Raw genomic sequence first — 24,016 nt, 5'->3', positions numbered from 1 at the left:
GCCCGGTCACGTTCTTCAGGCCGGTCGTCGCCCCCGTCACAGGGAAAGCGTCGTCAATCGGGTGAACTCGCGCGGAAGGTCGTAGCCGTCCCAGATCGACCCGAAGGTGAGCGCCGAGCCGAACGGCACGATCCGGTCGACGCCGCGGCCGCCCAGCGCCTGGGCGAACTCGCGCAGTTCCTCGGCTTCGAAGCCGAAGTGGCTGAACGTCTGGTCCTGCCGGTTCATCGCCGGCACCAGGTCGAGCAGCGAGCTCACCTCGGCGAACGGGAAGGCGCCGGCGCCGATCCAGCGCCGCGGCGCGTCCGGCACGGTGACCAGCGACATCGCGGTGACCGAGTTGGCCGGGAACTCCATCGACGAGATCGCGCCAGTGGCGGCCAGGCCGTACGCGTTGACCCTTTTCTCGACCGCCATGGCCGCGTCGACCTCCCAGCCGCGCTGGCCGGAGACCTCGATCAGCAGCTCGATGAACTCCTCGCGCACGTCACCGGTGTCGGAGCCGACGATGAAGACGGTGCGCGGCGACGAGCAGGCGGCCTGGTCGAACCAGTACGCGTCGTTGGTGAAGCCGAGGACGGCCTCGCGCTTGCGGGCGGGCTCGGCGGCGCGCCAGCCGGCGGCCGAGAGGGCCGCCCACGACGTGCGGTCGGGGAAGGTCAGGTCGCGCGCGGACGGGCGCAGCGGGTGCTTGCGGATCGCCTCCACGGCGCTGTCGCCGCCCCAGATGACCCGCAGGTCGGCCCACTTGCTCAGGGCGCCGGTGACGGCGTCGTCGCGGCCGTAGGTGATCATCCGCTGGGTGCGGCCGATCACCGGGTCGGCGTCGGCCAGCACCTCGTTGAGCGCGCCCAGAATGGTGTCGGCCGCGGTGGCCGAGCGCTCCGAGATGCGCACCACGTTGTGGTTGCCGGCCAGCGCGGACAGCGCCCACGAGTACACGAAGATCGTGTCGACGTTCGCCGGCGGCACGTGGAAGACGTTGCCGCGCGGGAAGACGATCGCGTCGTCGTCGCGCTGCATGTGCTTGACCACGCGGTGCAGCTCGGCCGGGCGCAGGAAGAAGCCGAGCGAGCCGAGCTCGGGGTGGCGGCGGGCGACCGCCGGCACGAGCAGCTTGCGGGCCAGCTTGCCGAGGAAGTCGATGACCCGCGGGTCGCCGACGGTGAGCCGGTCGTCCGACGGCGCGGTGAGGTCGCCCTCGGCCCCGAACCTGTACCTGATCGTGGTCACGCCGCCTCCCGGTAGGTGTCGGAGCAGCCGCGGGCCTCGGCCCGCGGGAGCCGGCCGAGCACCGAGAAGCGCTTGCCGGGCCAGTCGCCGTCGTCGACGCCGTGCACCACACCGAGGTCCTCGGTGAGGATGATGTGCCCCGGGTACGAGGTCGGGAGCGTGCTGATCACCTCGATCAGGCCGGGCTCGCCGACGGGCTGTTCCTCCCACGTCTGCGGGTTGCGGATCACGATGTCGGCGAAGTCGGGGCAGTAGAGCGAGCCGCCGGACTTACCTTCGAGGAAGACCGTGCCGATCTGCTCGATCATGCCGTAGTAGTTGTGCACGCTGGTCAGGCCGACGCCGGCCAGCCGGGCCCGGAACTCCTCGGGCGAGACGGCCTGGTCGATCAGCTTCTTCCAGCCGCCCGAGTGGATCAGGATGCCGTTGCTGAGGTCGAGCCCGTTGTCGCGGGCCACCTCGTAGAGGTGCAGCCACACGAGGTAGGTGAAGCCGAAGATGAGGAACGGCTCGTCGCCGTACTTCTCCAGGAACTCCTTCAGTGCCGGCAGGTCGACGTGGCCCTCGTTGTCGAGCGCCCAGACGTGGTTGCGGCCGAAGTTCGACATGCCGAGCACGCCGGCGCCGCGGGCGCTGAACGACTTGCGGTCCTTCAGCATGGCCTTGGTGTCGACCAGGATCATCGGGAGCCGCTTGGGACCGAGCACGCTCTGCACGGTGGCGCCGAGGCGGCGGGTCTGCTCGGCGGCCGACTCCTTGTCGAGGTAGATCTTGCTGACCTCGCCGGTGGTGCCGCTGGAGGTCAGCACCTTGTAGATCTCGTCGTCCGGGATGCTCTTGAGTTCGAGGTTCTTGAACAGCCGCACGGGCAGCCAGGGCAGGCCGGCGATCGAGTCGGCCGGGGTGTAGCCGGACGCGGCGAGGATCCGCTCGTACGGCTCGCACTTTTCCCGGTGGTGCTCGACCAGCGCGGAGAGCTCCTTGAGAAGGACCTCCTCCTTCGCGGCCTGCGGAAGGGTGAAGACACTCACAGCGACGACTCCAACGCGCGATAGTCGATCTTGCCGTTCGGCAGCAACGGCAGCGCGTCAACAGTACGCACGTTCACGCCGGTGAAGTGTGTTCCGAGCCACTCCGCGATCTTGGTGCGGAGGCTGCGGGCGTCGTCGTCGGAGACGCCGACGGCGAAGACCTCGAGCTTGTCGTCGCCGGCCACGGCCGTCACCGGGAAGTTCTTCTCGACGTCGTCCAGGTTGATCCGGACGCCGAAGACCTTGGCCATCCGCTTGATCCGGCCGGTGATGAACAGGAAGCCCTCGTCGTCGAGCCGGCCCAGGTCGCCGGTGCGCAGCACGCCGCCCTGCTCGTCGCCCTTGGCCAGGTCGGCCGCGGTGTCGGCGTAGCCCATCATCACGTTCGGGCCGTGGAAGACGACCTCGTCGTCCTCGATCGTGAAGTGCGAGCCGGGCAGCGCGAGGCCGACCGAGCCCAGCTTCTCGGCGAGCCGGCCGGGCGGCAGCGTCGTCATGCGCGGGGCGGCCTCGGTCTGGCCGTACATGACGTAGAGCCGGCCGCCGACCTTCGCCATCCGCTCGGCGAAGTCGGTGACCAGCTCGGCCCGCAGGCGGCCGCCGGCCTGGGTGAGGTTGCGCAGCGACGGGTATTTCGCCGGGTCGAAGCGCAGCCGGCGCAACATCTCGTACTGCGACGGCACGAAAGCCATCGAGGTGACGTTGTGCTCGACAGCGGCGGCCCAGAAGTCGCGCTGCATGATGCCGGTGCGCTCGAGGACGACGGTCGCTCCGCGCAGCAGGTGCGAGTTCAGGACCGACATGCCGTACGAGTAGAAGAGCGGCAGTGTGGTGATGGCCACCGAGTCGGCCGTGATGTCCAGGACCTGGGCGATCTGGTCGGCGTTGGTCTCGACGGCCGACGCCGAGAGCCGGACCAGCTTGGGGTTGCCGGTCGAGCCGCTGGTGGTCAGCAGGATCGCCAGGTCGGGGTGCACCTCGGTGGTGCTGAACCGCTCGACCAGGTCGCTGTGGTCGCCGTCCGGGTCGAGCAGGACGACCGGACGGCCGAGCCGCAGCGCCGCCAGGTAGCGGGCGATCGACGCGATGGTCGTCTCGATCGGCAGGAAGACCACCCCGCCCGGCTCCTCGGCCAGGACGGCGGCCGCCGCCGCGATGGTCTGTTCGGTCAGCGTCTCGCCGGTGGCCGCGTCGACGACGCGGGCACCGGGGTGGAACAGGTTCACAGCTTGAGTCCTCCGTCGACCCCGATCACCTGTCCGGTGACGAAGCGGGCCTGGTCGGAAAGAAGGAAGGCGATCACGTCGGCCACATCGTCGGCCTCGCCGAGCCGGCCGAGGGCGGTGTCGCCGACGGTCTGCTCGCGGCCCTTCTCGTCGAGGGTGTCGAGCATGTCCGTACGGATGAATCCGGGCTCCACCGCGTTGACCCGGATGCCCTGCGGCCCGAGCTCCTTGGCGGCGGAACGGGCCAGCGCGGCCACCGCGCCCTTGGAGGCCGAGTAGGCCGCCTGCCCGGCGATGCCGCGGCTGGCGGTGATCGACGAGAGCAGCACCACGGCCGGGTTCTTGCCCCGCGCCAGCAGCCGCGCGGCACCCCGGAGGGTGAACACGGCACCGGTCGCGTTGACCGCGAAGAGTCGCTCGATGGTGGCGTCGTCGGTCATGCCGAGCATGCCGGCCGCGTGCGTGCCGGCGTTGACGACCAGCGCGTCGAGGCGCTTGAAACTCTGGAACGCGAGCTGGACCAGCGCCTTGCTCGTGGCCGGGTCGGCGATGTCGCCGTGCGCGTGCAGCACGGTGACGCCGAATTTGTCACTCAGCTCGGTCGCGACCGCGGCCACCGCGTCGGCGCCGTGGCCGTGCAGGACCAGGTCGTAGCCGCGCTCCGCCAGCTTGGTGGCGGTCGCCTTGCCGATGCCGCGGGAGGCGCCTGTGACCAGGGCCGCCCGATCACTCATTGAAGTTGATCCCGTACTTACCGAGGATGCTGATCGCTTCCTGGAAGCTCGACATGTTGATGACGTCGTCTGTGTCAATCATCACCGAGAACTCGTCCTCGATGGTCGCCACCAGGGACATGTGCGCGAGCGAATCCCACTTCTCGTTGTCCTGGTACCGCAGGTCGTCCACGGGGGCGTCCGCCGGAAGGTCGAGGGCGGTACGGAACGCCTCACGCAGTCTCTGCAGTTCGCTCACGGGGTTACTCCAAGGGGGTGTGGACAGAGGATTCTAAAACTGACGGTGGCTCATGAAGGCCGGGCCAATGCTAGCTGAACACGAGGTGAACTACGGTGATCGTTTGGGCTTGACCCGCGAATCGGCAGGTCGGATGGTTATGCTTCCGGCTCGTACTGCGTCCTGTCCCACCCCCCGGGAGAAAATCAAGTGTCTGTTCTGAGCGGATCGTCGATCCTGGTCACCGGCGCGACCGGTTCCTTCGGAAAGGCGTTCCTCAACTACGCCCTGACCCACCTTGACCCGCAGCGCATCGTGGTGTTCTCCCGGGACGAGCTGAAGCAGTACGAGCTGCGGCAGATGTTCAACGATGACCCGCGCCTGCGCTTCTTCCTCGGCGACATCCGCGACAAGTCTCGCCTGGAGCGCGCCATGCACGGCGTCGACTACGTCGTGCACGCCGCCGCGCTGAAGCAGGTCGACACCGCCGAGTACAACCCCTCGGAGTTCGTCGAGACCAACATCAACGGCTCGCAGAACGTCATCGACGCCGCGATCGACAAGGGCGTCAAGAAGGTCGTCGCGCTCTCCACCGACAAGGCGTCGAGCCCGATCAACCTCTACGGCGCCACCAAGCTGGTCGCCGACAAGCTCTTCATCGCCGGCAACCACTACGCCGCGACCCACCCGACGCGCCTCGCGGTCGTTCGTTACGGAAACGTTATGGGCAGCCGCGGCTCGGTCGTCCCGCTGTTCCGCAAGCTCGCCGCCGAGGGCAAGAGCCTGCCGATCACCGACAAGCGGATGACCCGCTTCTGGATCACGCTCCCCCAGGCCGTGAAGTTCGTCGTCGACTCGTTCGACGTGATGCAGGGTGGCGAGCTGTTCGTCCCGCGCATCCCGAGCATGCGGATCCTCGACCTGGTCGAGGCCGTCGCCCCGAACTCGCCGACCCACGAGATGGGTGTCCGGCCGGGCGAGAAGCTCCACGAGGAGATGATCGCCTCCGACGACAGCCGCCGTACCCTGCGCTTCCCCGACCGCTACGTGGTCCAGCCGGTCGTGGCCAGCTGGGGCTACGAGGCTCCCGAGGGCGGCGAAGAGGTGCCGGACGGCTTCAACTACCGCTCCGACAACAACGACCTCTGGCTGTCGGTCGAGGACATGCGCGCCCTCCTCGAGGACAACTGATGCTGCCCTACGGGCGGCAGTCCATCGACGAGTCCGACGCCGAGGCGGTCGTCGCGGCCCTGGGCAGCGACTGGCTGACCACCGGGCCGCGGGTCGCCCAGTTCGAGGCGGACATCGAGGCCGCGGCCGGCGCGCCGGCCGTCACGGTCACCAACGGCACGACCGCGCTGCACACGGCGTACGCGGCGGCCGGCGTGGGCGCGGGCGACGAGGTGGTCACCACCCCGATGACGTTCGTGGCCACGGCCTCGACCGCCATGATGCTCGGCGCCAAGGTGATCTTCGCCGACATCGAGGACGACACCGCCAACATCGACCCGGCCGCTGTCGAGTCGCTGGTCACGTCGAAGACCAAGGCCATCGCCGCGGTCGACTACGCGGGCCACCCGGCCGACTACGACGCCCTCCGGAAGATCTCGGAGGGCGCGGGCGCGGTGCTGATCGGCGACGCCGCCCACTCGATCGGGTCGTCGCTGAACGGCCGTCCGGTCGGCTCGCTGGCCGACCTGACCACGTTCTCGTTCTTCCCGACGAAAAACCTGACCACGGCCGAGGGCGGCGCTGTCGCCTCGATCCGTACCGACCTGCTGGAGCGTGCCCGCACGTTCCACAACGTCGGCATGGTCAAAGACCCGGCCAAGCTGCGTCACCCGGACGAGGGCGGCTGGTTCTACGAGGTGCAGGAGCTCGGGCTGAACTACCGGCTGCCCGACATCCTGTGCGCGCTGGGCAGCTCGCAGCTCAAGCGGCTGGGCGCGTTCAAGGCGCGCCGGCAGGAGTTGACCGCCCGCTACGACGCGCTGCTGGCCGACGTGCCCGGCCTGCGGCTGCCGATCCAGCGTGACGGCGTCGACCCGCTGCGTCACCTGTACCCCGTTCGGGTTTTGGACGGCCGTCGCCGCGAGGTGTACGACCGGCTGCGCGAGGCGGGCATCGGTGTGCAGGTCAACTACATTCCGGTCTACTGGCACCCGGCCTTCGAGGAGCTGGGCTACCGCCGCGGGATGTGCCCCGTCGCCGAGGCCTTCTACGCTGAAGAGCTATCGTTGCCGCTCTTCGTCGACCTCAGCGATGCCGACCAGGACCGAGTCGTCGAGGCGCTGCGGACCATCCTCGGGAGCTAGACGGGTGCACCACGCCAACCACTTCTACGGCCACGCGCACATCCTCGCGGAATACTGCGGCCTCGATCCGGACGATCCACCCCGGATCAACGGCTTCGTGCAGCACGGCTGGAACGTGGTGGACGGGCTCGGCTACGGCACGCCTTATGTGCCGGGCCGGCCCATCCTCGTCTACTCGGAGCGCACGAGGCGACGGGCGTGGTCGATGGGGCGCCGGCATGTCACGGTCATCGGCGCCCCCTTCCTCTATCTGCTGACCATGCGGCCGGAGGCCGAGGACGCCCCCGAGCGCGAGGGCACGATCTTCTATCCGTTCCACGGCTGGGAGAACCAGCAGGTCGTCGGCGACCACCAGCGGCAGGTCGAGGAGATCCTGGAGACCGAGGACGGCCCGGTCACCTTCTGCCTGTACTGGAACGAATTCCAGAACGACCAGGTCCGGGAGTCGTACGAGCGGTACGGCCGCGTCGTCTGCCACGGTTACCGCGGCAAGCAGTGGCTCGACACCGACCGCCACTTCCTCGACAAGCAGCTGGCCGAGCTGCGGCGGCACAAGCGTGTGGCCTCGAACAGGCTGAGCAGCGCGATCTTCCACGGCGTCGCGGCCGGCTGCGAGCCGGCCGTCTACGGCGACCCGATGCACCTCGACCGGGAAGACCTGCCGATGGCCGAGCGGATCCGCCGCGAGTGGCCCGAGCTGCACGGCAAGCACCTCGACATGTCCGTCGCCGGGCCGTCGGCGCTGAGCGAGCTCGGCGACGGCTACCTCGCCTCGCCGGCCGAGCTCCGCGCGATTCTGGGGTGGAGCGCGAAGGCTAGGGTGCCCGCGTGATGCAAATGGTTGGGGGTGAGATGCCCTCTTTCACCGAGGATCGGCCATCCGCCGGCGGCGTCCTGTTGGGCTACCTCACCGAGCAGGTGCCCGACGGCGCCGAGGTGCTCGTCGCCGGGCCGCACGACGCCGCGCTGATCGACGCGCTCGCCGCCCGCGCCACCGTCACCTGCCTGCTCCGCTCCCAGCCTGACGCGATCGGGCTGGAGAGCCGCGGAGTGCGCGTCCTGTGCGGCAGCCTGGCCAAGGTCACCGACGAGTCGTACGACGTCGTGGTCGCCCTCGACGGCCTCGAGCGCCTCTGCTCGGTCGAGGGACCCCAGCTCGACTGGGTGGAAAGCCTGCGCGCGCTCCACCGTCTGCTGCGGCCCGGCGGCACGCTGCTGCTGGCCGTCGAGAACGAGCTCGGCGTGCACAAGCTCGTCGACCCGTCGTCGTCCACCGCGTCGCAGGCCGACAGTGCCTGGCGCCCGCTGGGCGAGTTCGACACCAAGCCCGGCAACCCGGGCCGCCTGGCCGGCCGGCTCGCCGCCGAGGGCCTGGCCGTCGACTGGCTGGGCGCGGCCTGGCCCGTTCCGCACGAGCCGACCCTGATCGCCACGCCGAACGCGCTTCAGGACGGACCGGCCGACGCGCTGGCCGCCGTCACCGCGGGCGCCGCCGGCCGGGCGTACGCCGAGAAGTCGGTCCTGAGTGATCCCCGCCGGCTGGCCGCGGCCGCGGTGCGCGGCGGCCTGGGGCCGGAGCTCGCCTCGGCCTGGCTCGTCGTGGCCCACCGCGCGCCGCGCCCGGCGGCCGCCCTGAGCCTGCCGCCGGTGCTGATCGGTGACGGCCCGGTGGTCGAGTTGGCGCCCGGCCGTGACGGCGTGTGGACACGGCGCGTACTCCATGAAGTCCCTGGTAGAGACCTCTCCGCGCTGAACGGGCCGCTGCCGCGGGGTCGCCTGCTCGAGGAGTTGCTCTTGGCCGCCTGCCTGCGGCACGATCTTCCGATCGTGCGGCGGTTGCTCACCGGCTGGACCTCCGCGCACCCCGGCGCCGCCGCCGACAACGTGGTGGTCCACGAGGACAACTACACAGTGCCCTCTTTTTCAGTGCTCGACCCCAGTGTCCCGCCGCAGACCGACGTGATCCGCCGGTTCGCGCAGACGCTGATCGGCGGCGGCTACGCGCACCCCTGGCCGGCCGCCGTCGACGTACCGACCCTCACCTCGATCCTGCACGCCGCCGCGGGCCTGCCCGGCGACGACGTGGAGGCGGGCGAGGAACCACCGCTGCCGGACTCGCGCCGGGAGCACGAGGAACAGATCCGGGCGCTGCGCCGGCAACTGGCCGACGCCACCACCCGTGCCCAGTGGTTCGAGCGCGAGCTCGGCCGCCGGGACTCCGAACTTCGCAAGGCCCGCATGCAGATCGCCGCCTTCAGCGGCTCCGTGAGTTTCCGTGTTGCAAAACTCGGAGTCGGGGTAGCCCGCAAGGCCCGCAATCGCCTTCGAAAAGGACTTTCATGACAACCCTCGGCATCATCCAGGCCCGGATGGGCTCCTCCCGGTTGCCGGGCAAGGTGCTTCGCAAGCTGGGTAGCCGCAGTGTGCTCGAACGGGTCGTCCGGGCCGCCGCGCAGAGCGGTGTCCTCGACACGATCGTCGTGGCCACCACCACCGAGCCCGACGACGACGCGGTCGCGGCCGAGTGCGCCGCGCTCGGCGTGCCCTGCTACCGCGGGTCGGTCGACGACGTCCTCGACCGCTTTCTGGGCGTGCTGGACGAGCACGAGAGCGACGTCGTGCTGCGCTTCACCGCCGACTCGCCGCTGCTCGACCCGGAGCTGATCGCCCGCGCCTACCGGGTGTTCATGGCTGCCGAGGCCGACTACATGACCACGTCGATCGTCAAGACGCTGCCCCGCGGCCTGGACGTCGAGGTGGTCCGCACGCCGGTCCTGCGCGAGATCGACGCGCTGGCCACCGAGCACCACCGCACGCACGTGACGTCGTACATCTACACGCACTCGGAGGAGTTCGACGTGATCGGGCTGACCCTTCAGCCCGACCTGTCGCACCTGCGGCTCACGCTCGACACCGAGGACGACTGGAAGCTGATCGAGGCGATCGTCCAGCACTTCGGCGACGAGCCCATCTCGGTCCGCAAGCTCACCGACTGGCTGGCCGGCCGGCCCGACCTGACCGAGCTGAACGCGCACGTCCTTCAGAAGGCCCTGGTACAGGCGTAACGGTGACGATCGTCGGAATTCGCTGCGACGCCGGTGCCCGCACCGGCGTCGGGCATCTGGTCCGCTGCGTGGCCCTGGCCGAAGAGCTGGTGTCGCGCGGAGTGTCCGTCCGGTTCCTCAGCGACCTGGGCGGCGTGGAATGGGCCGAGGCCCAGCTCACCCAGCGCGGGCTGCCCTGGCACCCGGCCCCGTTCGACGAGGTCGGCCTGGTCGCGGCGACCGAGCGGCTCCAGCTCGACGCGCTGGTGGTCGACTCGTACACGCTGCCGCCCTCGCACACGGTCGCGGTCCGCAAGACCGGGCTGCCGGTGCTGGCCATCGTCGACGGCGACTTCCGCGGGCAGTCGGCCGACATCTACGTCGACCAGAACCTGGACGCGGTCATCGACGTCGAGGACGCGATCGGCCTGGCCGGGCTCGACTACGCGCTGCTGCGGGGCTCGGTGCGGCAGCTGCGGCCGCTCGCGCCGCCGGTGCACACCTCCGGACGTACACCCAAGGTCGTGGCCTTTTTCGGCGGCACCGACGCCTATCGCGCCGCCCCCGCCATCGCCCGGCTGCTCGCCGAGACGGAAGCGCCCCTCGACGCCACGATCATCGGGGCCAATGAGGAACTGCGCCAGGAGCTGTACGCGGTGGCGCCGGCCGAGGGGCAGCGCTTCGAGATCATCCCGCCCACCGACGACCTGCCGAAACTGCTGGCCGGGGCCGACCTGGCGGTCAGCGCCAGCGGCACGTCGACCTGGGAACTGCTCTGCCTCGGACTGCCGGCCGCGCTGGTCTGGGTGGTCGACAACCAGATCCTGGGCTACGACCGGACGCTGGCCCGCGGCTTCGCGGCCGGCATCGGGCAGCTCGGCCACTTCGGCCCCGACGCGGTCACCACGCTGCGGACGCTGCTGACCGACCCGGCCCTCCGCACCGATCTGGCGCGGAAGGCGTGGGCCGCGGTCGACGGCCAGGGCGTGTCGCGGGTGGCCGACGCGCTGTTGGCTAAGGCTGGGTCACCTCGATGACGACCTTGCCGACGGCGTTGCCCTCGACAGCCTCGTGCGCGGCGCCGGCCTGCTCGAACGGGTAGCGCAGGATCGGCAGGCCGGCTTCCTCGCCGACCCGGAAGGCGCCGGCGTTGACGGCCTCGGCCACCGCGGCGACGGCGTTGTCCTTCTCCTCGGCGGTGGTCGTGTAGGTGAGCACGAAATCGAGGCTGACGTTCTTGAGCATCGCCTTGAAGCTCGGAATCGTGATCTTGCCGCCGACGTAGATGGCGATGTTGCCGCCCGGCGCCACCACGTCGAGGTCGATCGGCAGGTTGTCCGTGTTGACCTCGACGATGATGTTCGCCCCGCCCGGGGCGAGCTCACCGGCACGGGCGACGACGGCCTCCTCGCGGTAGTTGATGACCGCGTCGGCGCCGGCGGCCACGGCCAAGTCGGCCTTCTCCTTGGAGGAGACGGTGGTGAGCACGGTCGCCCCGGCCCACTTGGCGAGCTGGATGGCCGCGTTGCCGACGGCGCCGGCCCCACCCGCGACCAGCACGGTCCGCCCCGCGAGGGCCCCCGGCGCCAGCCGCTGCGGCCCGTCGCTGGCGAGGGTGAGGCAGCGGTGCGCGGTCAGCGCCGGAATACCGAGGGCCGCACCGACCTCGAACGGCACGTCGTCGTTCATCCGCACCACCTGCCGCCGCGGCAACACCACGAACTCCTGAGCGGTCCCGTTCTCCCGCCCGTAGCCGCTGTCCCACACCCAGACCCGGTCCCCCGGCTCCAGCCCGGTCACCCCGTCCCCGACGGCGTCGACCACACCGGCGCCATCCTGATTGGGCACCCGGGGCGGCGACACGCCGTCCGGCACCCCCTTACCGGCCCGGGTCCCGGTGTCGGTCGGGTTGACCGCCGACAACACGATCCGCACCCGCACCTCCCCGGGCCCGGCGGGCGGCAGATCCCGCTCCTCGATCGTCAGAACGGACGCCGGACCGGGCTCGTGGAACACAGCAGCACGCATCCACCCACCCTAGGACTACCCGGTGGCGAGCGCCCCGCGACAACGTGTGACGTGGTCGCGGACCTCGGCCACGAGCCGCTCCGGCAGGGACGACCCGAGCGAGGCCACCATCTCGGCACTCGCCGCCTGCCGCAGCGCCTCCGGCGGCCGCGCGGCCAGATCATCGATCCGGGCCAGCAGCCGGCCGGCGTCGAGCTTGTTCCGCTCGGCGAAGGCCCGCCAGTGCCGCCCGGTGATCGCCTCGATCCGATACTCGGAGCCGATCTTCATGGCAAGCCGCAACCGGGGCCGATACATGTCGTCAAACGGCAGGCTGCTGGCGACGTCGTAGAGCGGCGCCAGCCGCACCTGCCCCGGCATCAGCAAGAGGGAGTAGTTCTTGGCGTGCGCGTCCGTTCCGCCCAGCAACCAGTTGAGTGCCAGCGCACCGACGAAACGGTCAACTTCGGCTTCCGCCACCACCATCGGCCGAACCACATGGCGGATCAAGCTGATGATCTGCTCCGGCGTAGGTCCGCCCTCACTCTGATACTTCGCTGAAGGCGGTAGGCCCAGCGCCTGGCACATGTCCTCCTGGTGCAGCCGCGTGATCGTGCCGTCGCCTCGCGGGAGGCGATCGTAACGATCCACGGCTACCGCCCGCTCCCCATTGAAGGAGAGCACTCGTTTTCATCGAACCCGGCGATCGCCGGCTTGAGGATGTGGGTGGTCGGGACGGAACCCGATGGATCACCCCAGCCACTCGCCGACGTGCGTGAGCAAGGCGAACGGATTGCCCGCGGAGACTTGGAACTCCCGGCCCCAGCGCTCCAGCACAGCTTCGTTGTCGGGCAGAAGACCCTGGCAGAACGCCCGAACGACGGGACCCGTGTGGGTGCCTTGAATCAGCCGCATCGATAGCGAAAGTGGCGGCCGCCGAGAAGCACCACCAGCGACTTGGTCATGCGGGGCCGCCCAGGGAGTCGAGATAGGCGTCCAAGTCGATGTCATCGCTGGAAGCAGGCCTGACCTCGAGGCGAAGGCCCAGCGCGGCGATCACCTTGAAGATCAGACCCAGCTCGGCGGTCGCTTTGCCACCCTCCAACTCCAGTAGCCATCTACGACTCACTCCGGCTTGGCGTGCCAGATCCACCTGCGTGAGGTCGGCCGCCATCCGGCGTTCACGAACATATCGCCCCAGATCGCCGGCATCGTCCAGCCTCACAGGCCCTCCCGGTGTGCACGCTCGTGCACCACGGTTGCACGTGTGCACGTACGTGCTCTTCTTCAACTGTTGTGTACGTACGTGCACACTCGCTTAACGGCTCAGTGATTCGGCCGGGTGTCCGAACATCTTTGTGATCGCTGGTCCTGCGCTTGTTGGAGGTTCGCATGCCCACCGTGCTGATAGCCGACGATGACGCCGACCACCTCGAGCTGATGAGTCTGGCTCTCGAGCGGGCCGGGCACACCGTGATCCGGGCGCCGGACGCCGAGTCGGCGCGGGCCGCGCTGGCCGGTGGGGGGATCGACGCCGCCCTGCTCGACGTGCGGATGCCCGGTGAGAGTGGGATCGAGCTGTGCCGGCGGCTGCGGTCGGAGCCGGCCACCGCCTTTCTGCCGATCATGGTGATCAGTGCCGACGTCAACGACCAGCGGATCCGGCACGCTCTCGACGCGGGGGCCGACGACTACCTGTTCAAGCCGTTCCAGCGGGAAGCGCTCTGCGCGCGGCTGAGCAGCCTGCTGCGGCCCCGGCCCGGTGTGAGCCGGCCGCCGGCCGCGGTGGCCGCGGCCGCCCTGAAGTCGCCGCGCAAGACCTGGTCGGGGACGCAGCGACTGACAGTCAACTGACTGATCCCTGGATGGTCCGGCCGGGGATAGTGTCGGGCCCATGGATGGGATGGTGCGGTTCAGCACGGCGGCCGGCCGTTGGGTGCTGCTGGCGACGGTGCTCGGCTCCAGCCTGGCCTTCATCGACTCGACGGTGGTCAACATCGCGCTGCCCGAGATCGGGCGCGATCTCGGCGCGGATGCCGCCGGTCTGCAATGGACGATCAACGGGTACGCGCTGAGCCTGGCCGCCCTGATCCTGCTCGGCGGATCGCTCGGCGACCGGTTCGGCCGCAAGCGGATCTTCATGCTGGGTGTGGCCTGGTTCGCCGTGGCGTCGCTGCTCTGCGGTCTGGCCCCGAACATCGGGTGGCTGATCGTCGCCCGCATCCTCCAGGGCATCGGCGGGGCGCTGCTCACGCCGGGCTCGCTGGCCATCCTGGAGGCGTCGTTCGACCGGGAGGACCGGTCCAAGGCGATCGGCGCCTGGTCCGGCCTGGCCGGCATCGGCGGTGCGCTGGGGCCGTTCCTCGGCGGCTGGCTCGTCGGCATCGGCGACTGGCGCTACATCTTCCTCATCAACGTGCCGCTGGCCGCGATCGTGCTGCTGGTCGCGGCGCGGCACGTGCCCGAGTCGCGCAATCCGGACGCCAGCGGCCACATCGACTACGTCGGCGTGCTGACCGGGGCGATCGGCCTGGCCGGTCTGACGTACGGCTTCACGGCCTGGCCGATGCGCGGCGCCGGCGACCCGGTGGTGCTGGCCACGCTCGCGCTGGGCGTGCTCGGCCTGGCCGCCTTCGTGCTGGCCGAACGCCGGGCGCGGCAGCCGATGATGCCGGTGTCGATCTTCAGGAACAAGGCGTTCAGCGGGGCCAACCTGGTCACCTTCCTGGTCTACGGGGCCAACGGCGGCGTCTTCTTCCTGTTCGTCATCAACCTGCAGGTCGTGGCCGGCTTCTCGCCCCTGCTGGCCGGTACGGCGCTGCTGCCCTCGACCGTGCTGATGCTGCTCTTCTCGGCCCGCTCGGGCGCGCTCGGCCAGCGGATCGGCCCGCGCATCCCGATGACCGTGGGCCCGCTGATCTGCGCCCTGGCGCTGCTGATGATGTCGCGGATCGGCGCCGGCGCGGAGTACTGGACCGGCGTCCTGCCCTCGGTGATCGTCTTCGGGCTGGGCCTGACGTTGCTCGTGGCGCCCCTGACGTCGACGGCTCTGGGTGCGCTCGACGACGCGTACGCCGGAATCGCCTCTGGGGTCAACAATGCCGTGGCCCGGGCGGCCGGTCTGCTGTCGGTGGCCGTGCTGCCGCTCGCGGCCGGCCTGGGCGGCGGCAGCCTGACGAACGCGTCGCAGCTGTCGCCGGTCTACCGGAACACGATGATGATCTGCGCGGCGCTGATGGTCGCGGGCGGCGTGCTGGCCTGGTTCCTGATTCCGAGCCGGCTGCCGTCGCACTCGCCGGTCAAGGCGTTCTGCGACCCGAGCGCACCGCCGGTGCACCCGAGCCGCACCGCACCGGTCAGAAGTGGGCGATGATCTTCCGTTGCGGGCCGTCGACCGTCAGGCGCCCGCCGTACGGCAAGATCCACTGTGGCCCGGTGTGCCCGAACTCGACGCCGAAGACCACCATCGCCGAGGGGTTGTAGGTCTCCAGGGCCCGGAGTACGGCCGTACGCTGCTCATCGCGGTAGGCGTCCCGGTCCGCGCGATCGGGCCGGGAACCGAAGTGGCTGGCCTTCGCGGCGGCCAGCAGCACGACCGGGAACTGCTGGAGAAGCCCGCGCTCGCCCGCGTCGCGCAACACCCGGAAGACGCTCTCGGCGGACGGCATCTCCTCGGACGTCTCCAGCAACAGGATCGAGCCGGCGTAGGCGTCGTTGGGCAGGATCCACCGGTTGGCGGCCAGGTTCCAGTGGAAGATCTCCAGGTTGCCGCCCCAGGTCGGCGCGGTGACCACCCGGTCGGCGTTGTGCCACACCCAGCCGGGATTGGGCTCGGCCGGCGCCGCGTCGATCAGTGACCGCGGATCCTGCCAGCTGATCTCCTCGTCACGGAAGCCCGGCACCTCGGTGATCGGCAGGTCGACGGTCTCGAAGAGCGCCGCCCGCAGCGAGGCCAGATGCTCGGCGTCGATCGCCGGCCCCCGCGACAGGTGCACCATCGTCGAGCCGCCGTGATATCCGGCGATCCCGTGCGACCACAGCCAGTTCAGCATGTTGGCGTTGTCCGAATAGCCGAAGTACGGCTTGGGGTCGGCCCGGAAAACCGCGGGATCGAGGTGCGGCAGTACGGTGATCTGGTCGCTGCCGCCGATCGTCGCGAAGACGGCCCGGATCGCCGGGTCGGCGTAGGCGGCCATCAGATCGGCTGCCCGCTCGGCCGGCGTCCCCTGTGCGCGCGTCGTGGGAAACTCGACCGGCTCCAGCCCGAGATCCTCACGGATGCGGTGCAGCGACCGCTCGTGCACGGCCGGGAAGACGCTCGGACCGGCCCATGACGGCGAGACGACGGCAACCCGGTCGCCCTGTTTCAGTTTCGGGGAAACATCCATGCCGCCGAATCTAGCTAGTGCGGTGTCCATTAAGATTCGCCAGGTTGACAGCCATGGAATGCTAGCCCCACGCCTAGACGGCGCGACGCTAGTGCCGCATCGATGGTGCATCGCACCGCCCGGACCGGGTTGCGGCTGACCCACGCCCAGCGTCAGCGTTGTTTCGGCCTGCTGCGCTCGGCCGGCGACGTGTGGTCCTGCGCGCTGGAGATCAACGGGTGGCGGCGCCGGCGCGGGGATGCCCCGGCCGCGGGCTATCAGGAGTTGTGCCGGCTACTGGCCCAGTCCGGCCCTGGCACCTTCGGCGAACTCGACAGCACCGGTGCCCGATCGGTGTTACGCCGTTACTCCGACGCGTGGTTCTCCGCCGCCGCCCGCCGTAAGGCCGGCGCGGTCGAGGTGCGGTTCCCACGCCGGCGGCGATCTCTGATGCCGATCCGCTGGTATCACGGCACCTTCGGCCTCGAGGGGTGCCGGGTGCGGTTGCCGGTCGCGCGGGGTTACCCGCCGTTGCTGCTGCGGTTGGCCCGGCTGGTGCCCTATCCGGCCGCAACAGTGCGGTCGGTGACGTTGCTGTTCGCCGACGGTCGGTTGTGGATCGATGTCACCGCCGAACTGCCGGTCGCCACCTACCCGGCCGACCAGCAACCCGACCCGGACCGGGTGGCCGGGGTCGACCTGGGCATCATCCACCCGTTCGCGGTCGCCACCCGCGACGGCCACGCCCTGCTGGTGTCCGGTAGGGCGATCCGCGCCGAGCACCGCCTGCATCTGGCCGACACCAAAGGCCGCCGCCGGGCCACCGCCCGCCGAGCACCCAGCAAAGGGCAACGCGGGTCACGGCGCTGGCGTAAGACCCGCCGCCGAGCCCGGCTAATAGGAGGCCGGCACCGGCGCCGGACCCGGCAGGCCCTGCACGAAGCCGCCAAGACGGTGGTCGGCTGGGCCGTCGACCACCGGATCGGCACCTTGACCGTCGGAGATCCCCGCGACGTCCTCGACGTGCAAGCTGGGCGGCGGCACAACCTGCGGCTACGGCAGTGGCAGATCGGCCGCACACTGCAAATCCTGCAAGACAAAGCCGCCCTGGCCGGGATCCGGGTGCATCTGGTCGACGAACGCGGCACCTCCTCAACCTGCCCACACTGCGGCAAGAAGATCACCAAACCATCCGGCAGGACCATGGCCTGCCGGCATTGTCAGTTCGCCGGGCATCGCGACCTCGCCACGGCGTTCACCATCGCCGCCCGCACCCCGGGCAGCGCTATCACCACCTGCACCCCCATAGCGGCGCAGGTGGTCACGCACCGTCGAGCCGGACGGCGCCTGCCCGGAGTCGCCACGGCACGGCGTGACCCTCGCCGCCCCCCACCCCGGGCGGCGGCAGGCGGGTCAGTTGGCCGGCGGAGGCCCGCCCCACCTCTAATTAGCGGTAGGGAGTCGCTCGCCCACACCCGTGGGCGAGGATCCACAACATCACCGGACCTCAACCGGTGAACGTTAGTGGACACCGCACTAGATCATCCCGGCCCGCAACGCATATGCGACGGCGTGCGAGCGGTTGCGCAGCTTGAGCCGGTGCGTCACGCCGTAGATGACGTTCTTGACGGTGCGCTCCGAGTAGCAGAGCTTGCCGGCGATCTCGTTGGTGTCGAAGCCGTCGGCCATCAGCCGCAGCACGTCGACCTCGCGCGGGCTCAGCCCCGACGCGTTCAGCCCGTTCGGGGCGAGCACGTCACGCTGCATCCGCTCGACGTGCTTGAGCAGCTCGCCGATCAGGTTGGGCGGCATCACCCCGCCGCCGGTGGCCGCGGCCCGCACGCTGTGGGCCAGCCGGTCCGGGTTCACGGCGCCGCGGGGCAGGATCGCCACGACCCGGCACTCGACAGCGGTCAGCAGGTCGCCCTCGTCGATGTCCTGCACCACGAGCACCACCGGCGCGCTCGTCTCCCCGCCGGCCCGGCGCAGGGTGGCCACCACCTCGGTGCTCAGCCGCTCGGCGGCCACCACGAGCACGTCGGCCTCGGCCCGCTGCGCGTTGCGCAGGACGGTCAGGTCACCCCGGAACTGCAGCAACGCGGCGAGTCCGGCATGACTGAGCGGGTCCGTCGCCTGCACGGCGACCCGGATCTGTTCCACGGCTGCTCCCCTGTCTGGCGGTGGAGCCAGTCTGTGAGAAGCGCCTTCAGGGAACCTTCACGGAACCTTCATCGGGCGGGGAAGGCCGATGAAACAGTTCAACAGAGGCTCGTACGGGGTGGGAAGCGCTCACCCCGATCAGTGCCCGTCCGTGCCGTTTGTGTTATCCATTGACACCCGGCCCGTCTCCCCTGAAGTTGACACTCACCGACCTGGGAGGACACGTGGCGAACGACTTGCGCGTCAGTGTGCTCGGGCCGGTGCGCGCGTGGGTCGGCGCCGACGAGATCGACCTGGGCCCGGCGCGCCAGCGGGCCGTCTTCGCGGTGCTGGCGGCGCACGCCGGCCGCACGGTCGGCCGCGACGAACTGATCACCGCCATCTGGGGCGACTCACCGCCGGCCACGGCGGTCGGCAGCGTCTATACGTACGTGTCGGGGCTGCGCCGCATGCTCGAACCGCCCATGCTCGGCACCGGCGCCGGCGGCTATCTGCTGCGTCTCGACCCGCAGCAGCTCGACTCGGCGCGGTTCCAGACCTTGCGTGCGCAGGCGAGCGCCGCCCTGGCGGCGGGCGACGCGGCCACCGCGATCGCCCGGCTCGACGACGGTCTGGCGTTGTGGCGCGGCGACGCGTACGCCACCCTGGCCGGCCCTTTCCTCGAACTCGACCGGCAGCGCCTGGCCGAGCTGCGGCTGGCCGCGGCCGAGCAGCAGGCCCGGCTGCGGCTGGAGGCGGGCGGCGACGACGGGCTGATCGCCGAGCTGACCGCGCTCGTGCACGACCATCCCCTGCACGAACCGCTGCACGAGTTGCTGATGCGCGCGCTGCACCAGGCCGGCCGGCACGGCGAGTCCCTGGAGGTCTTCCGCACGGCCCGGCGCACCCTCGTCGCCGAGCTGGGCATCGAGCCCGGCCCAGGGTTGCGGTCGGTGCAGCGCCAGGTGCTCGGCGGGGCCGAGGAGCGGCCGACCCGCACGGTCGTGCCGACCCCGATCGCCAAGGCCCTGCGGGACGGGCTGGCCGCTCGATCCTGGGTCGGCCGGGTGGCCGAAATTGATCACCTTCGAAGTCTGGTCCGCTCGGTGGCGGCCGGTGTCGGCGGCGCCGTCTGGATCTCCGGCGAGCCCGGCATCGGCAAGACCGAGCTGCTGACACACGCCTTCGCCGACGCCGCCCGCTCCGGATGCCGGGTGGCCTGGGGCGCGGCCGACCAGCTGGGCTCCCGGGTGCCGTTGCAGGTGCTGTTCCGGGCCCTGGGCCAGCCCCGCGACGAGGACGGGCCGGAGCCGGCCGACGACCAGATCGTGGCCGCCGTCCGCTCGGCCTGCGGCACGGCGCCACTGATCCTCGTCGTCGACGACATGCAATGGGCCGACAGCGCGACCGTACGGGTCTGGGAACGGCTGCTGGCCCTGGTCCCCCGCACGCCGCTGCTGCTGGTCGCGGCGGCCCGGCCCGACGCACACCAGGCCGCGCTGCGCAACCGGGTCCGCTCCCGCCAGCGGATGCCGCTCGACCTCGGCCCGCTCGCCCCGGCCGAGCTCGACCGCCTGGTCGGCGCGCTGATCGGCGCCCCGCCCGGCCCGAACCTGCGGGCGCTGGCCGCCCGCTCCGGCGGCAACCCGCTGTTCGCCCGCGAACTGGTCGAGGCGCTGCGACAGCGCGACGCGGTGGAGATCTCGGGCGGCCGGGCCGACATCGGGCCGGACGTGACCGTCGACCCGCCGCAGACCCTGCTCGACGCGGTGCACGCGGCCCTGGACGTGCTCTCCGGCGAAACCCGCGAGGTGCTGCGGCTGGCGGCCCTGCTCGGCTCGGAGTTCTCGGTCAGCGAAGTCGTGGCGGTCACCGGCCGCTCGGCCCTCGACCTGGTCGGGGCGCTGGAGGAGGCCCTGTCGGCCAGCGTGCTGGTGGACAGCGGCACCGACCTGGCGTTCCGCCACCCGTTCCTGCGCCAGGCGCTGGTCGCCAGCGTCCCGCCGGCACTGCGGGCGGGCCTGCACCGGCACGCGGCCGAGGTGCTGGCGGCCGGCGGCGCGCCGCTGACCCGGGTCGCCGAGCAGCTCAACGCCTCGGCCCCCGCGGTCGACACCTGGGTGCTGTCGTGGCTGGTCGAACACCACGCCGAGGTGGTGCGCCGGGCCCCGCAGATCGCCGGCGACCTGATCCGGCGCACGCTCGCCACCGACCTGCCCTCGGCCGAGCAGCGCGGGGTGCTGCTGGTGGCGCTGGTGCGGCTGGAGTTCCGGCGCGAGCGCTTCCCGATGACGGAGGCCGAGGAGGCGCTGAGCCTGGCCGCCGACCCGGGCGACCGGGCCGAGATGCGCCAGCTGCTGGCCACGATGCGGCACCGCCGGGGCGAGGAGGCCGAGGCGGTGGCGATGCTGCGCGACGCGGTCGACGATCAGCGGGTGCCCTCGATCTGGCGTTCGCGGCACCGGGTGCTGCTGGCCAACTTCCGCCGCGGCGACCTGGACGACCTGGACCGGGCCGAGGAGCGGGCGCGCCGGGTGCACGACGAGGCGGTGGCGGCCGGCCAGCCGTACGAGACGGCGTTCGCCCTCCAGACGATCTGGCTGACCAGCTCGATCCGGCGCGACCACGAGCGGGCCCTGGAACACGCCGACCGGGCCCTGGCCGTGGTGCGCCGCGATCCGTCGCTGTCCGGAACCTACTTCGACCTGCTCGACAACCGCCTCTTCTCCCTGCAAAACCTGGACCGCCTGGAGGAGGCGCAGTCAACCCTGCGGGCCGCCGGCGTGGGCGCGCCACTTCCACCCGACGCTGTGCCGCTGCCGGCCGGTCTTCGGATCACGGCGGCGGTGCAGGACTATTGGCTCGGCCGCTGGGACGAGGCGCTGGCCGAGGTCGGCGAGGCCAGCGGCGATATCACCTTCCACGGCCAGCGCGAACCGGGCGCGATCACCATGCTCCTGCACGGCGTGGCGGCGCTGATCGCCCTGCACCGCGACGCGCAGGACCTGGCCGCCGCCCACCTGGGCGCGGCCGACGCCGTGCCGGCAAGCGAGGCCGAACGCGAGAACTGCGACTTCCTCCTGGTCGCGAGGGCGCTGGCGGCCGAGCAGCGGGGCCGGCCGGACGAGGCCCTGGAACTGCTTCAGCCCCTGCTCCAGCCCGCCTACGCGCCGATCATGCTGCGCCACCAGTGGCTGCCCGGCGTGGTGCGACTGGCCCTGGCCCAGGACCGCACCGACATCGCCGAACGCGCGGCCGCCATCTGCGCCGCCGAGGCCGACCGCGAGGTACGCCCGGCCCGCGCCTACGCGGCCAACCTACGCTGCCAGGCCCTCTCCACGGGCGACCCGGCCCCGGCCCTGGCCGCGGCCGAGCACTACCGCAAGGTAGGCCGGGTCTTCGAACTGGCACAGGCCCTCGAAGACGCCGCCACCCTCAGAGGCGAGCGCCCCGACGAGGCCCGCCGCCTCTACGCCGCAATGTCGGCCCGCTGGGACGTCACCCGCACCGCCACCTGACCAAACCCAGGCGTCCCCCACCGGCCACCGCCGCGCAAACACCCGCCGCACCGCCCCGTCCGCCCGCGAAGAAGCACCTCGCGCCGCCCACACCGCCGCGCAACCAAAGCGCCAGCACCTCCCCGCGAACCACCGCCCGACACCACCCCCGCCGCCGCACAACCAAAGCGCCAGCACCGCCCAGCCCACCCCGCGAACAAACGCCTCGCGCCACCCACGCCGCCGCACAACCAAAGCGTCAGCACCTTCCCGCGAACCACCGCCCGACGCCACCCACGGCGTCCGCGCCGCCGCGCAACCAACGTGCCCACACGGCCCAGCCCTCCCCCGAACAAGCGCCGCCCGCGCCGCCACGCACCCAAAGCGCCAGCACCTCCCCCGCGAAGCAGCGCCGCCACGCAACCAAAGCGCCACCACCGCCCAGCCCGCCCCGCGAACAAGCGCCTCGCGCCGCCCGCGCCGCCGCGCAAACAAACGCCCAACCCCTCCCTGCAAACAAGCGCCCGACGCCGCCCCCGCTGCGCCGCGAACGAAGTGCCCACACCACCGGGCCCGCCGCGTGAAGAGGCGCTTGCCTTGCGGGCGCCCTCGCGCAAGAAAGCCCGCGCCGCCGCGTCAAAACGCCGTGCATCGCACGCGCCGCCGCGCAAACAAACAAGACGTCTCCTACACGTCCGCACAAAACAGACGCAGGCGCCGACCGCATCGCAGCACGACAAACGCAGGCCCTGCCGCGCCGCCCCGCCACAACGCGAGCCCGCCCCACCGCCGCACCACAAACGCGGGCCCGCCGCGCCACAACGGGGGCCCGCTACGCCACAAACGCAGGCGCCGCTGCACCACAAACGCAGGCGCCGCCGCAGGAACGCAGGCGTCGCACCCGTCTGCGCAAGGAAGGAAGCGCACAGCGCGGCCCACGAAGCGCCGAACCCCGCAAGCGCCGCCGGTTGTCGCATTCTGATCATCGGTGTCGATGCGGGAAAGCGCTTTCCGGTGAAGCACGTGCGTTCCTGATCGTTTGCGGCGGATGCTCTTGACAAGAAAAGTTCGTTAGTGCAGGAATGTGTTTCCAAGCGGTTACTCCCCGATGTCACATCCACCGCAAGGAGCCACTCCTCATGACCCGTGTGCGCCCTGCTGCCGCCATTCTCGGCGCGGCCCTTCTCCTGCTCAGCGCCTGCGCCAAGTCCGAGGACAACGACCCCACCCCGGCCGCCGCGGGCGGCGGTGCCCAGGTTGCCCAGTCGGCCGCCGCCGGTGCCGCCACCTGCACGATCGAGCAGTACGGCGGGTCCAAGGTGGACCTCAAGACGGCCAAGGTCGGCTTCTCCCAGTCGGAGAAGGAGGCCAACCCGTTCCGGATCGCCGAGACCCAGTCGATCGAGGACGAGGCCGCGAAACAAGGCATCGTCAATTTGACGACCACCAATGCGAATTCGCAGTTCAACAAGCAGATCAGCGACGTCGAGCAAATGATCGACTCCGGTGTGCAGCTGCTTGTCATCGCGCCTCTGAACTCTGACGGATGGGACTCGGTGTTCGCCAAGGCGTCGGCCAAGCACATCCCGATCATCACGATCGACCGGAAGATCAATGCCACGCCGTGTCGGGACTATCTGACCTTCATCGGTTCCGACTTCGCTGAGCAGGGCAAACGCGCTGCCACCGAGATGGCGAAGGCGCTCGGCAACAAGGGCAAGGTCGCCATCCTGCTCGGCTCGCCCGGCAACAACGTGACCACGCTGCGGACGAGCGGCTTCAAGGACGAGATCGCGAAGATCGCGCCGGACGTTCAGATCGTCTTTGAACAGACGGGCAACTTCGCCCGTGAGGACGGGCAGAAAGTCACCGAGCAACTGCTGCAGTCCAATCCGGACATCAACGGGATCTACGGCGAGAACGACGAGATGGCTCTCGGCGCCATCACCGCCCTCAAGGGCGCCGGCAAGAAGGCCGGCGACGTCAAGGTCGTCTCGATCGACGGCACCAAGGGCGCCGTGCAGGCCATCGTGGACGGCTGGGCGTCGGCCGTCATCGAGTCGAACCCGCGGTTCGGCCCGCTGGCCTTCGAGACCGCCGGCAAGTTCCTGTCCGGCGAGCCGGTCGGTCAGGACATCATCATTCAAGACCGTCAATATGACGCGGGCAATGCCACGTCGGATCTCTCCAGCGCGTACTGAGAGGC

22 protein-coding genes are annotated in these 24,016 nt (G+C 70.6%); 11 read left to right on the top strand and 11 right to left on the bottom strand.

The window, feature by feature from the left end:
• Positions 1 to 36 precede the first annotated feature (36 nt).
• From CRP55_RS48145 to CRP55_RS48125, 5 genes are read right to left on the bottom strand one after another with little or no spacing between them, the layout of a single operon-like run.
• Complete coding sequence (locus CRP55_RS48145) at positions 37 to 1,233, bottom strand: acyl-CoA reductase (RefSeq protein ID WP_097328822.1); 1,197 nt, start codon at positions 1,231 to 1,233, stop codon at positions 37 to 39.
• On the bottom strand, positions 1,230 to 2,264 hold the full coding sequence (locus tag CRP55_RS48140; RefSeq protein ID WP_097328821.1) for a LuxE/PaaK family acyltransferase: 1,035 nt from the start codon (positions 2,262 to 2,264) through the stop codon (positions 1,230 to 1,232). Before CRP55_RS48140 ends, CRP55_RS48145 begins: the two co-directional genes overlap by 4 nt.
• Positions 2,261 to 3,490, bottom strand: a complete 1,230-nt coding sequence (locus CRP55_RS48135) for an AMP-binding protein (protein WP_097328820.1) — start codon at positions 3,488 to 3,490, stop codon at positions 2,261 to 2,263. Before CRP55_RS48135 ends, CRP55_RS48140 begins: the two co-directional genes overlap by 4 nt.
• Positions 3,487 to 4,224: an SDR family NAD(P)-dependent oxidoreductase gene (locus tag CRP55_RS48130; protein WP_097328819.1), complete on the bottom strand. Its 738-nt coding sequence runs from the start codon at positions 4,222 to 4,224 to the stop codon at positions 3,487 to 3,489. The genes CRP55_RS48135 and CRP55_RS48130 overlap by 4 nt, the downstream gene beginning before the upstream one ends.
• Positions 4,217 to 4,462: an acyl carrier protein gene (locus CRP55_RS48125; RefSeq protein WP_097328818.1), complete on the bottom strand. Its 246-nt coding sequence runs from the start codon at positions 4,460 to 4,462 to the stop codon at positions 4,217 to 4,219. Before CRP55_RS48125 ends, CRP55_RS48130 begins: the two co-directional genes overlap by 8 nt.
• 189 nt (positions 4,463 to 4,651) lie before the next feature.
• On the opposite strand from CRP55_RS48125, the gene pseB reads away from it, so the two are divergent.
• From pseB to CRP55_RS48095, 6 genes are read left to right on the top strand one after another with little or no spacing between them, the layout of a single operon-like run.
• Positions 4,652 to 5,632: a UDP-N-acetylglucosamine 4,6-dehydratase (inverting) gene (gene pseB, locus CRP55_RS48120; protein WP_097328817.1), complete on the top strand. Its 981-nt coding sequence runs from the start codon at positions 4,652 to 4,654 to the stop codon at positions 5,630 to 5,632.
• Positions 5,632 to 6,756, top strand: a complete 1,125-nt coding sequence (locus CRP55_RS48115) for a DegT/DnrJ/EryC1/StrS family aminotransferase (RefSeq protein ID WP_097328816.1) — start codon at positions 5,632 to 5,634, stop codon at positions 6,754 to 6,756. The genes pseB and CRP55_RS48115 overlap by 1 nt, the downstream gene beginning before the upstream one ends.
• Positions 6,757 to 6,760: 4 nt before the next feature.
• On the top strand, positions 6,761 to 7,588 hold the full coding sequence (locus tag CRP55_RS48110; RefSeq protein WP_097328815.1) for a hypothetical protein: 828 nt from the start codon (positions 6,761 to 6,763) through the stop codon (positions 7,586 to 7,588).
• Positions 7,588 to 9,099, top strand: coding sequence for a class I SAM-dependent methyltransferase (locus CRP55_RS48105; RefSeq protein ID WP_245923926.1), 1,512 nt, complete (start codon positions 7,588 to 7,590; stop codon positions 9,097 to 9,099). Before CRP55_RS48110 ends, CRP55_RS48105 begins: the two co-directional genes overlap by 1 nt.
• Positions 9,096 to 9,821 (top strand): cytidylyltransferase domain-containing protein, encoded by a 726-nt coding sequence (locus tag CRP55_RS48100; RefSeq protein WP_097328813.1) that lies wholly within the window; start codon positions 9,096 to 9,098, stop codon positions 9,819 to 9,821. The genes CRP55_RS48105 and CRP55_RS48100 overlap by 4 nt, the downstream gene beginning before the upstream one ends.
• A 2-nt stretch (positions 9,822 to 9,823) precedes the next feature.
• Positions 9,824 to 10,837: a PseG/SpsG family protein gene (locus CRP55_RS48095; RefSeq protein WP_097328812.1), complete on the top strand. Its 1,014-nt coding sequence runs from the start codon at positions 9,824 to 9,826 to the stop codon at positions 10,835 to 10,837.
• Here CRP55_RS48095 and CRP55_RS48090 read toward each other — a convergent pair.
• From CRP55_RS48090 to CRP55_RS48075, 4 genes are all read right to left on the bottom strand, one after another.
• The gene (locus CRP55_RS48090; RefSeq protein WP_097328811.1) at positions 10,815 to 11,828 is read right to left on the bottom strand and encodes an NADPH:quinone reductase; all 1,014 of its coding nucleotides are present in this window, start codon (positions 11,826 to 11,828) and stop codon (positions 10,815 to 10,817) included. The two genes, CRP55_RS48095 and CRP55_RS48090, sit on opposite strands and share 23 nt — an antisense overlap.
• A gap of 15 nt (positions 11,829 to 11,843) precedes the next feature.
• On the bottom strand, positions 11,844 to 12,491 hold the full coding sequence (locus tag CRP55_RS48085; RefSeq protein WP_179855679.1) for a HipA domain-containing protein: 648 nt from the start codon (positions 12,489 to 12,491) through the stop codon (positions 11,844 to 11,846).
• A 66-nt stretch (positions 12,492 to 12,557) separates the two neighbouring features.
• The gene (locus CRP55_RS55955) at positions 12,558 to 12,818 is read right to left on the bottom strand and encodes a HipA N-terminal domain-containing protein (protein ID WP_097328809.1); all 261 of its coding nucleotides are present in this window, start codon (positions 12,816 to 12,818) and stop codon (positions 12,558 to 12,560) included.
• Complete coding sequence (locus CRP55_RS48075) at positions 12,769 to 13,032, bottom strand: helix-turn-helix domain-containing protein (protein WP_218855131.1); 264 nt, start codon at positions 13,030 to 13,032, stop codon at positions 12,769 to 12,771. The genes CRP55_RS55955 and CRP55_RS48075 overlap by 50 nt, the downstream gene beginning before the upstream one ends.
• A 167-nt stretch (positions 13,033 to 13,199) precedes the next feature.
• On the opposite strand from CRP55_RS48075, the gene CRP55_RS48070 reads away from it, so the two are divergent.
• The gene (locus CRP55_RS48070) at positions 13,200 to 13,661 is read left to right on the top strand and encodes a response regulator transcription factor (protein ID WP_097328807.1); all 462 of its coding nucleotides are present in this window, start codon (positions 13,200 to 13,202) and stop codon (positions 13,659 to 13,661) included.
• A gap of 40 nt (positions 13,662 to 13,701) precedes the next feature.
• Positions 13,702 to 15,180 carry an MFS transporter gene (locus CRP55_RS48065; protein ID WP_097328806.1) on the top strand — a complete coding sequence of 493 codons (1,479 nt, stop codon included), beginning with the start codon at positions 13,702 to 13,704 and terminating at the stop codon, positions 15,178 to 15,180.
• Here the strand turns inward: CRP55_RS48065 and CRP55_RS48060 are convergent.
• Complete coding sequence (locus CRP55_RS48060; protein ID WP_097328805.1) at positions 15,164 to 16,195, bottom strand: S66 family peptidase; 1,032 nt, start codon at positions 16,193 to 16,195, stop codon at positions 15,164 to 15,166. The two genes, CRP55_RS48065 and CRP55_RS48060, sit on opposite strands and share 17 nt — an antisense overlap.
• A 102-nt stretch (positions 16,196 to 16,297) precedes the next feature.
• On the opposite strand from CRP55_RS48060, the gene CRP55_RS48055 reads away from it, so the two are divergent.
• Positions 16,298 to 17,692, top strand: coding sequence for an RNA-guided endonuclease InsQ/TnpB family protein (locus CRP55_RS48055; RefSeq protein ID WP_097328804.1), 1,395 nt, complete (start codon positions 16,298 to 16,300; stop codon positions 17,690 to 17,692).
• Positions 17,693 to 17,710: 18 nt separating this feature from the next.
• Here CRP55_RS48055 and CRP55_RS48050 read toward each other — a convergent pair whose 3' ends face one another.
• A complete protein-coding gene (locus CRP55_RS48050) occupies positions 17,711 to 18,334 on the bottom strand; it encodes a response regulator transcription factor (protein WP_097328803.1) in 624 nt (207 codons plus the stop codon).
• A 224-nt stretch (positions 18,335 to 18,558) separates the two neighbouring features.
• Here CRP55_RS48050 and CRP55_RS48045 point away from each other — a divergent pair, with 224 nt between their 5' ends.
• Both CRP55_RS48045 and CRP55_RS48040 read left to right on the top strand, forming a co-directional pair.
• Positions 18,559 to 21,831 carry an ATP-binding protein gene (locus tag CRP55_RS48045; protein WP_097328802.1) on the top strand — a complete coding sequence of 1,091 codons (3,273 nt, stop codon included), beginning with the start codon at positions 18,559 to 18,561 and terminating at the stop codon, positions 21,829 to 21,831.
• Between the two features lie 1,118 nt (positions 21,832 to 22,949).
• The gene (locus tag CRP55_RS48040; protein ID WP_097328801.1) at positions 22,950 to 24,011 is read left to right on the top strand and encodes an ABC transporter substrate-binding protein; all 1,062 of its coding nucleotides are present in this window, start codon (positions 22,950 to 22,952) and stop codon (positions 24,009 to 24,011) included.
• The last annotated feature ends 5 nt before the right edge of the window (positions 24,012 to 24,016 follow it).

This window comes from Paractinoplanes atraurantiacus, assembly GCF_900215205.1.
GTDB classification, from domain to species: Bacteria; Actinomycetota; Actinomycetes; order Mycobacteriales; family Micromonosporaceae; genus Actinoplanes; species Actinoplanes atraurantiacus.
This window is presented reverse-complemented; position numbering and strand designations above follow the sequence as displayed.

Coding starts and splice junctions, on each gene's coding strand:
- CRP55_RS48130 (WP_097328819.1), bottom strand. CDS start 4,224: ATGAGTGATCGGGCGGCCCTGGTCACAGGCGCCTCCCGCGGCATCGGC.
- CRP55_RS48090 (WP_097328811.1), bottom strand. CDS start 11,828: ATGCGTGCTGCTGTGTTCCACGAGCCCGGTCCGGCGTCCGTTCTGACG.
- CRP55_RS48105 (WP_245923926.1), top strand. CDS start 7,588: ATGCAAATGGTTGGGGGTGAGATGCCCTCTTTCACCGAGGATCGGCCA.
- CRP55_RS48065 (WP_097328806.1), top strand. CDS start 13,702: ATGGATGGGATGGTGCGGTTCAGCACGGCGGCCGGCCGTTGGGTGCTG.
- CRP55_RS55955 (WP_097328809.1), bottom strand. CDS start 12,818: ATGACATCGACTTGGACGCCTATCTCGACTCCCTGGGCGGCCCCGCAT.
- CRP55_RS48060 (WP_097328805.1), bottom strand. CDS start 16,195: ATGGATGTTTCCCCGAAACTGAAACAGGGCGACCGGGTTGCCGTCGTC.
- CRP55_RS48055 (WP_097328804.1), top strand. CDS start 16,298: ATGGTGCATCGCACCGCCCGGACCGGGTTGCGGCTGACCCACGCCCAG.
- CRP55_RS48115 (WP_097328816.1), top strand. CDS start 5,632: ATGCTGCCCTACGGGCGGCAGTCCATCGACGAGTCCGACGCCGAGGCG.
- CRP55_RS48040 (WP_097328801.1), top strand. CDS start 22,950: ATGACCCGTGTGCGCCCTGCTGCCGCCATTCTCGGCGCGGCCCTTCTC.
- CRP55_RS48100 (WP_097328813.1), top strand. CDS start 9,096: ATGACAACCCTCGGCATCATCCAGGCCCGGATGGGCTCCTCCCGGTTG.
- CRP55_RS48070 (WP_097328807.1), top strand. CDS start 13,200: ATGCCCACCGTGCTGATAGCCGACGATGACGCCGACCACCTCGAGCTG.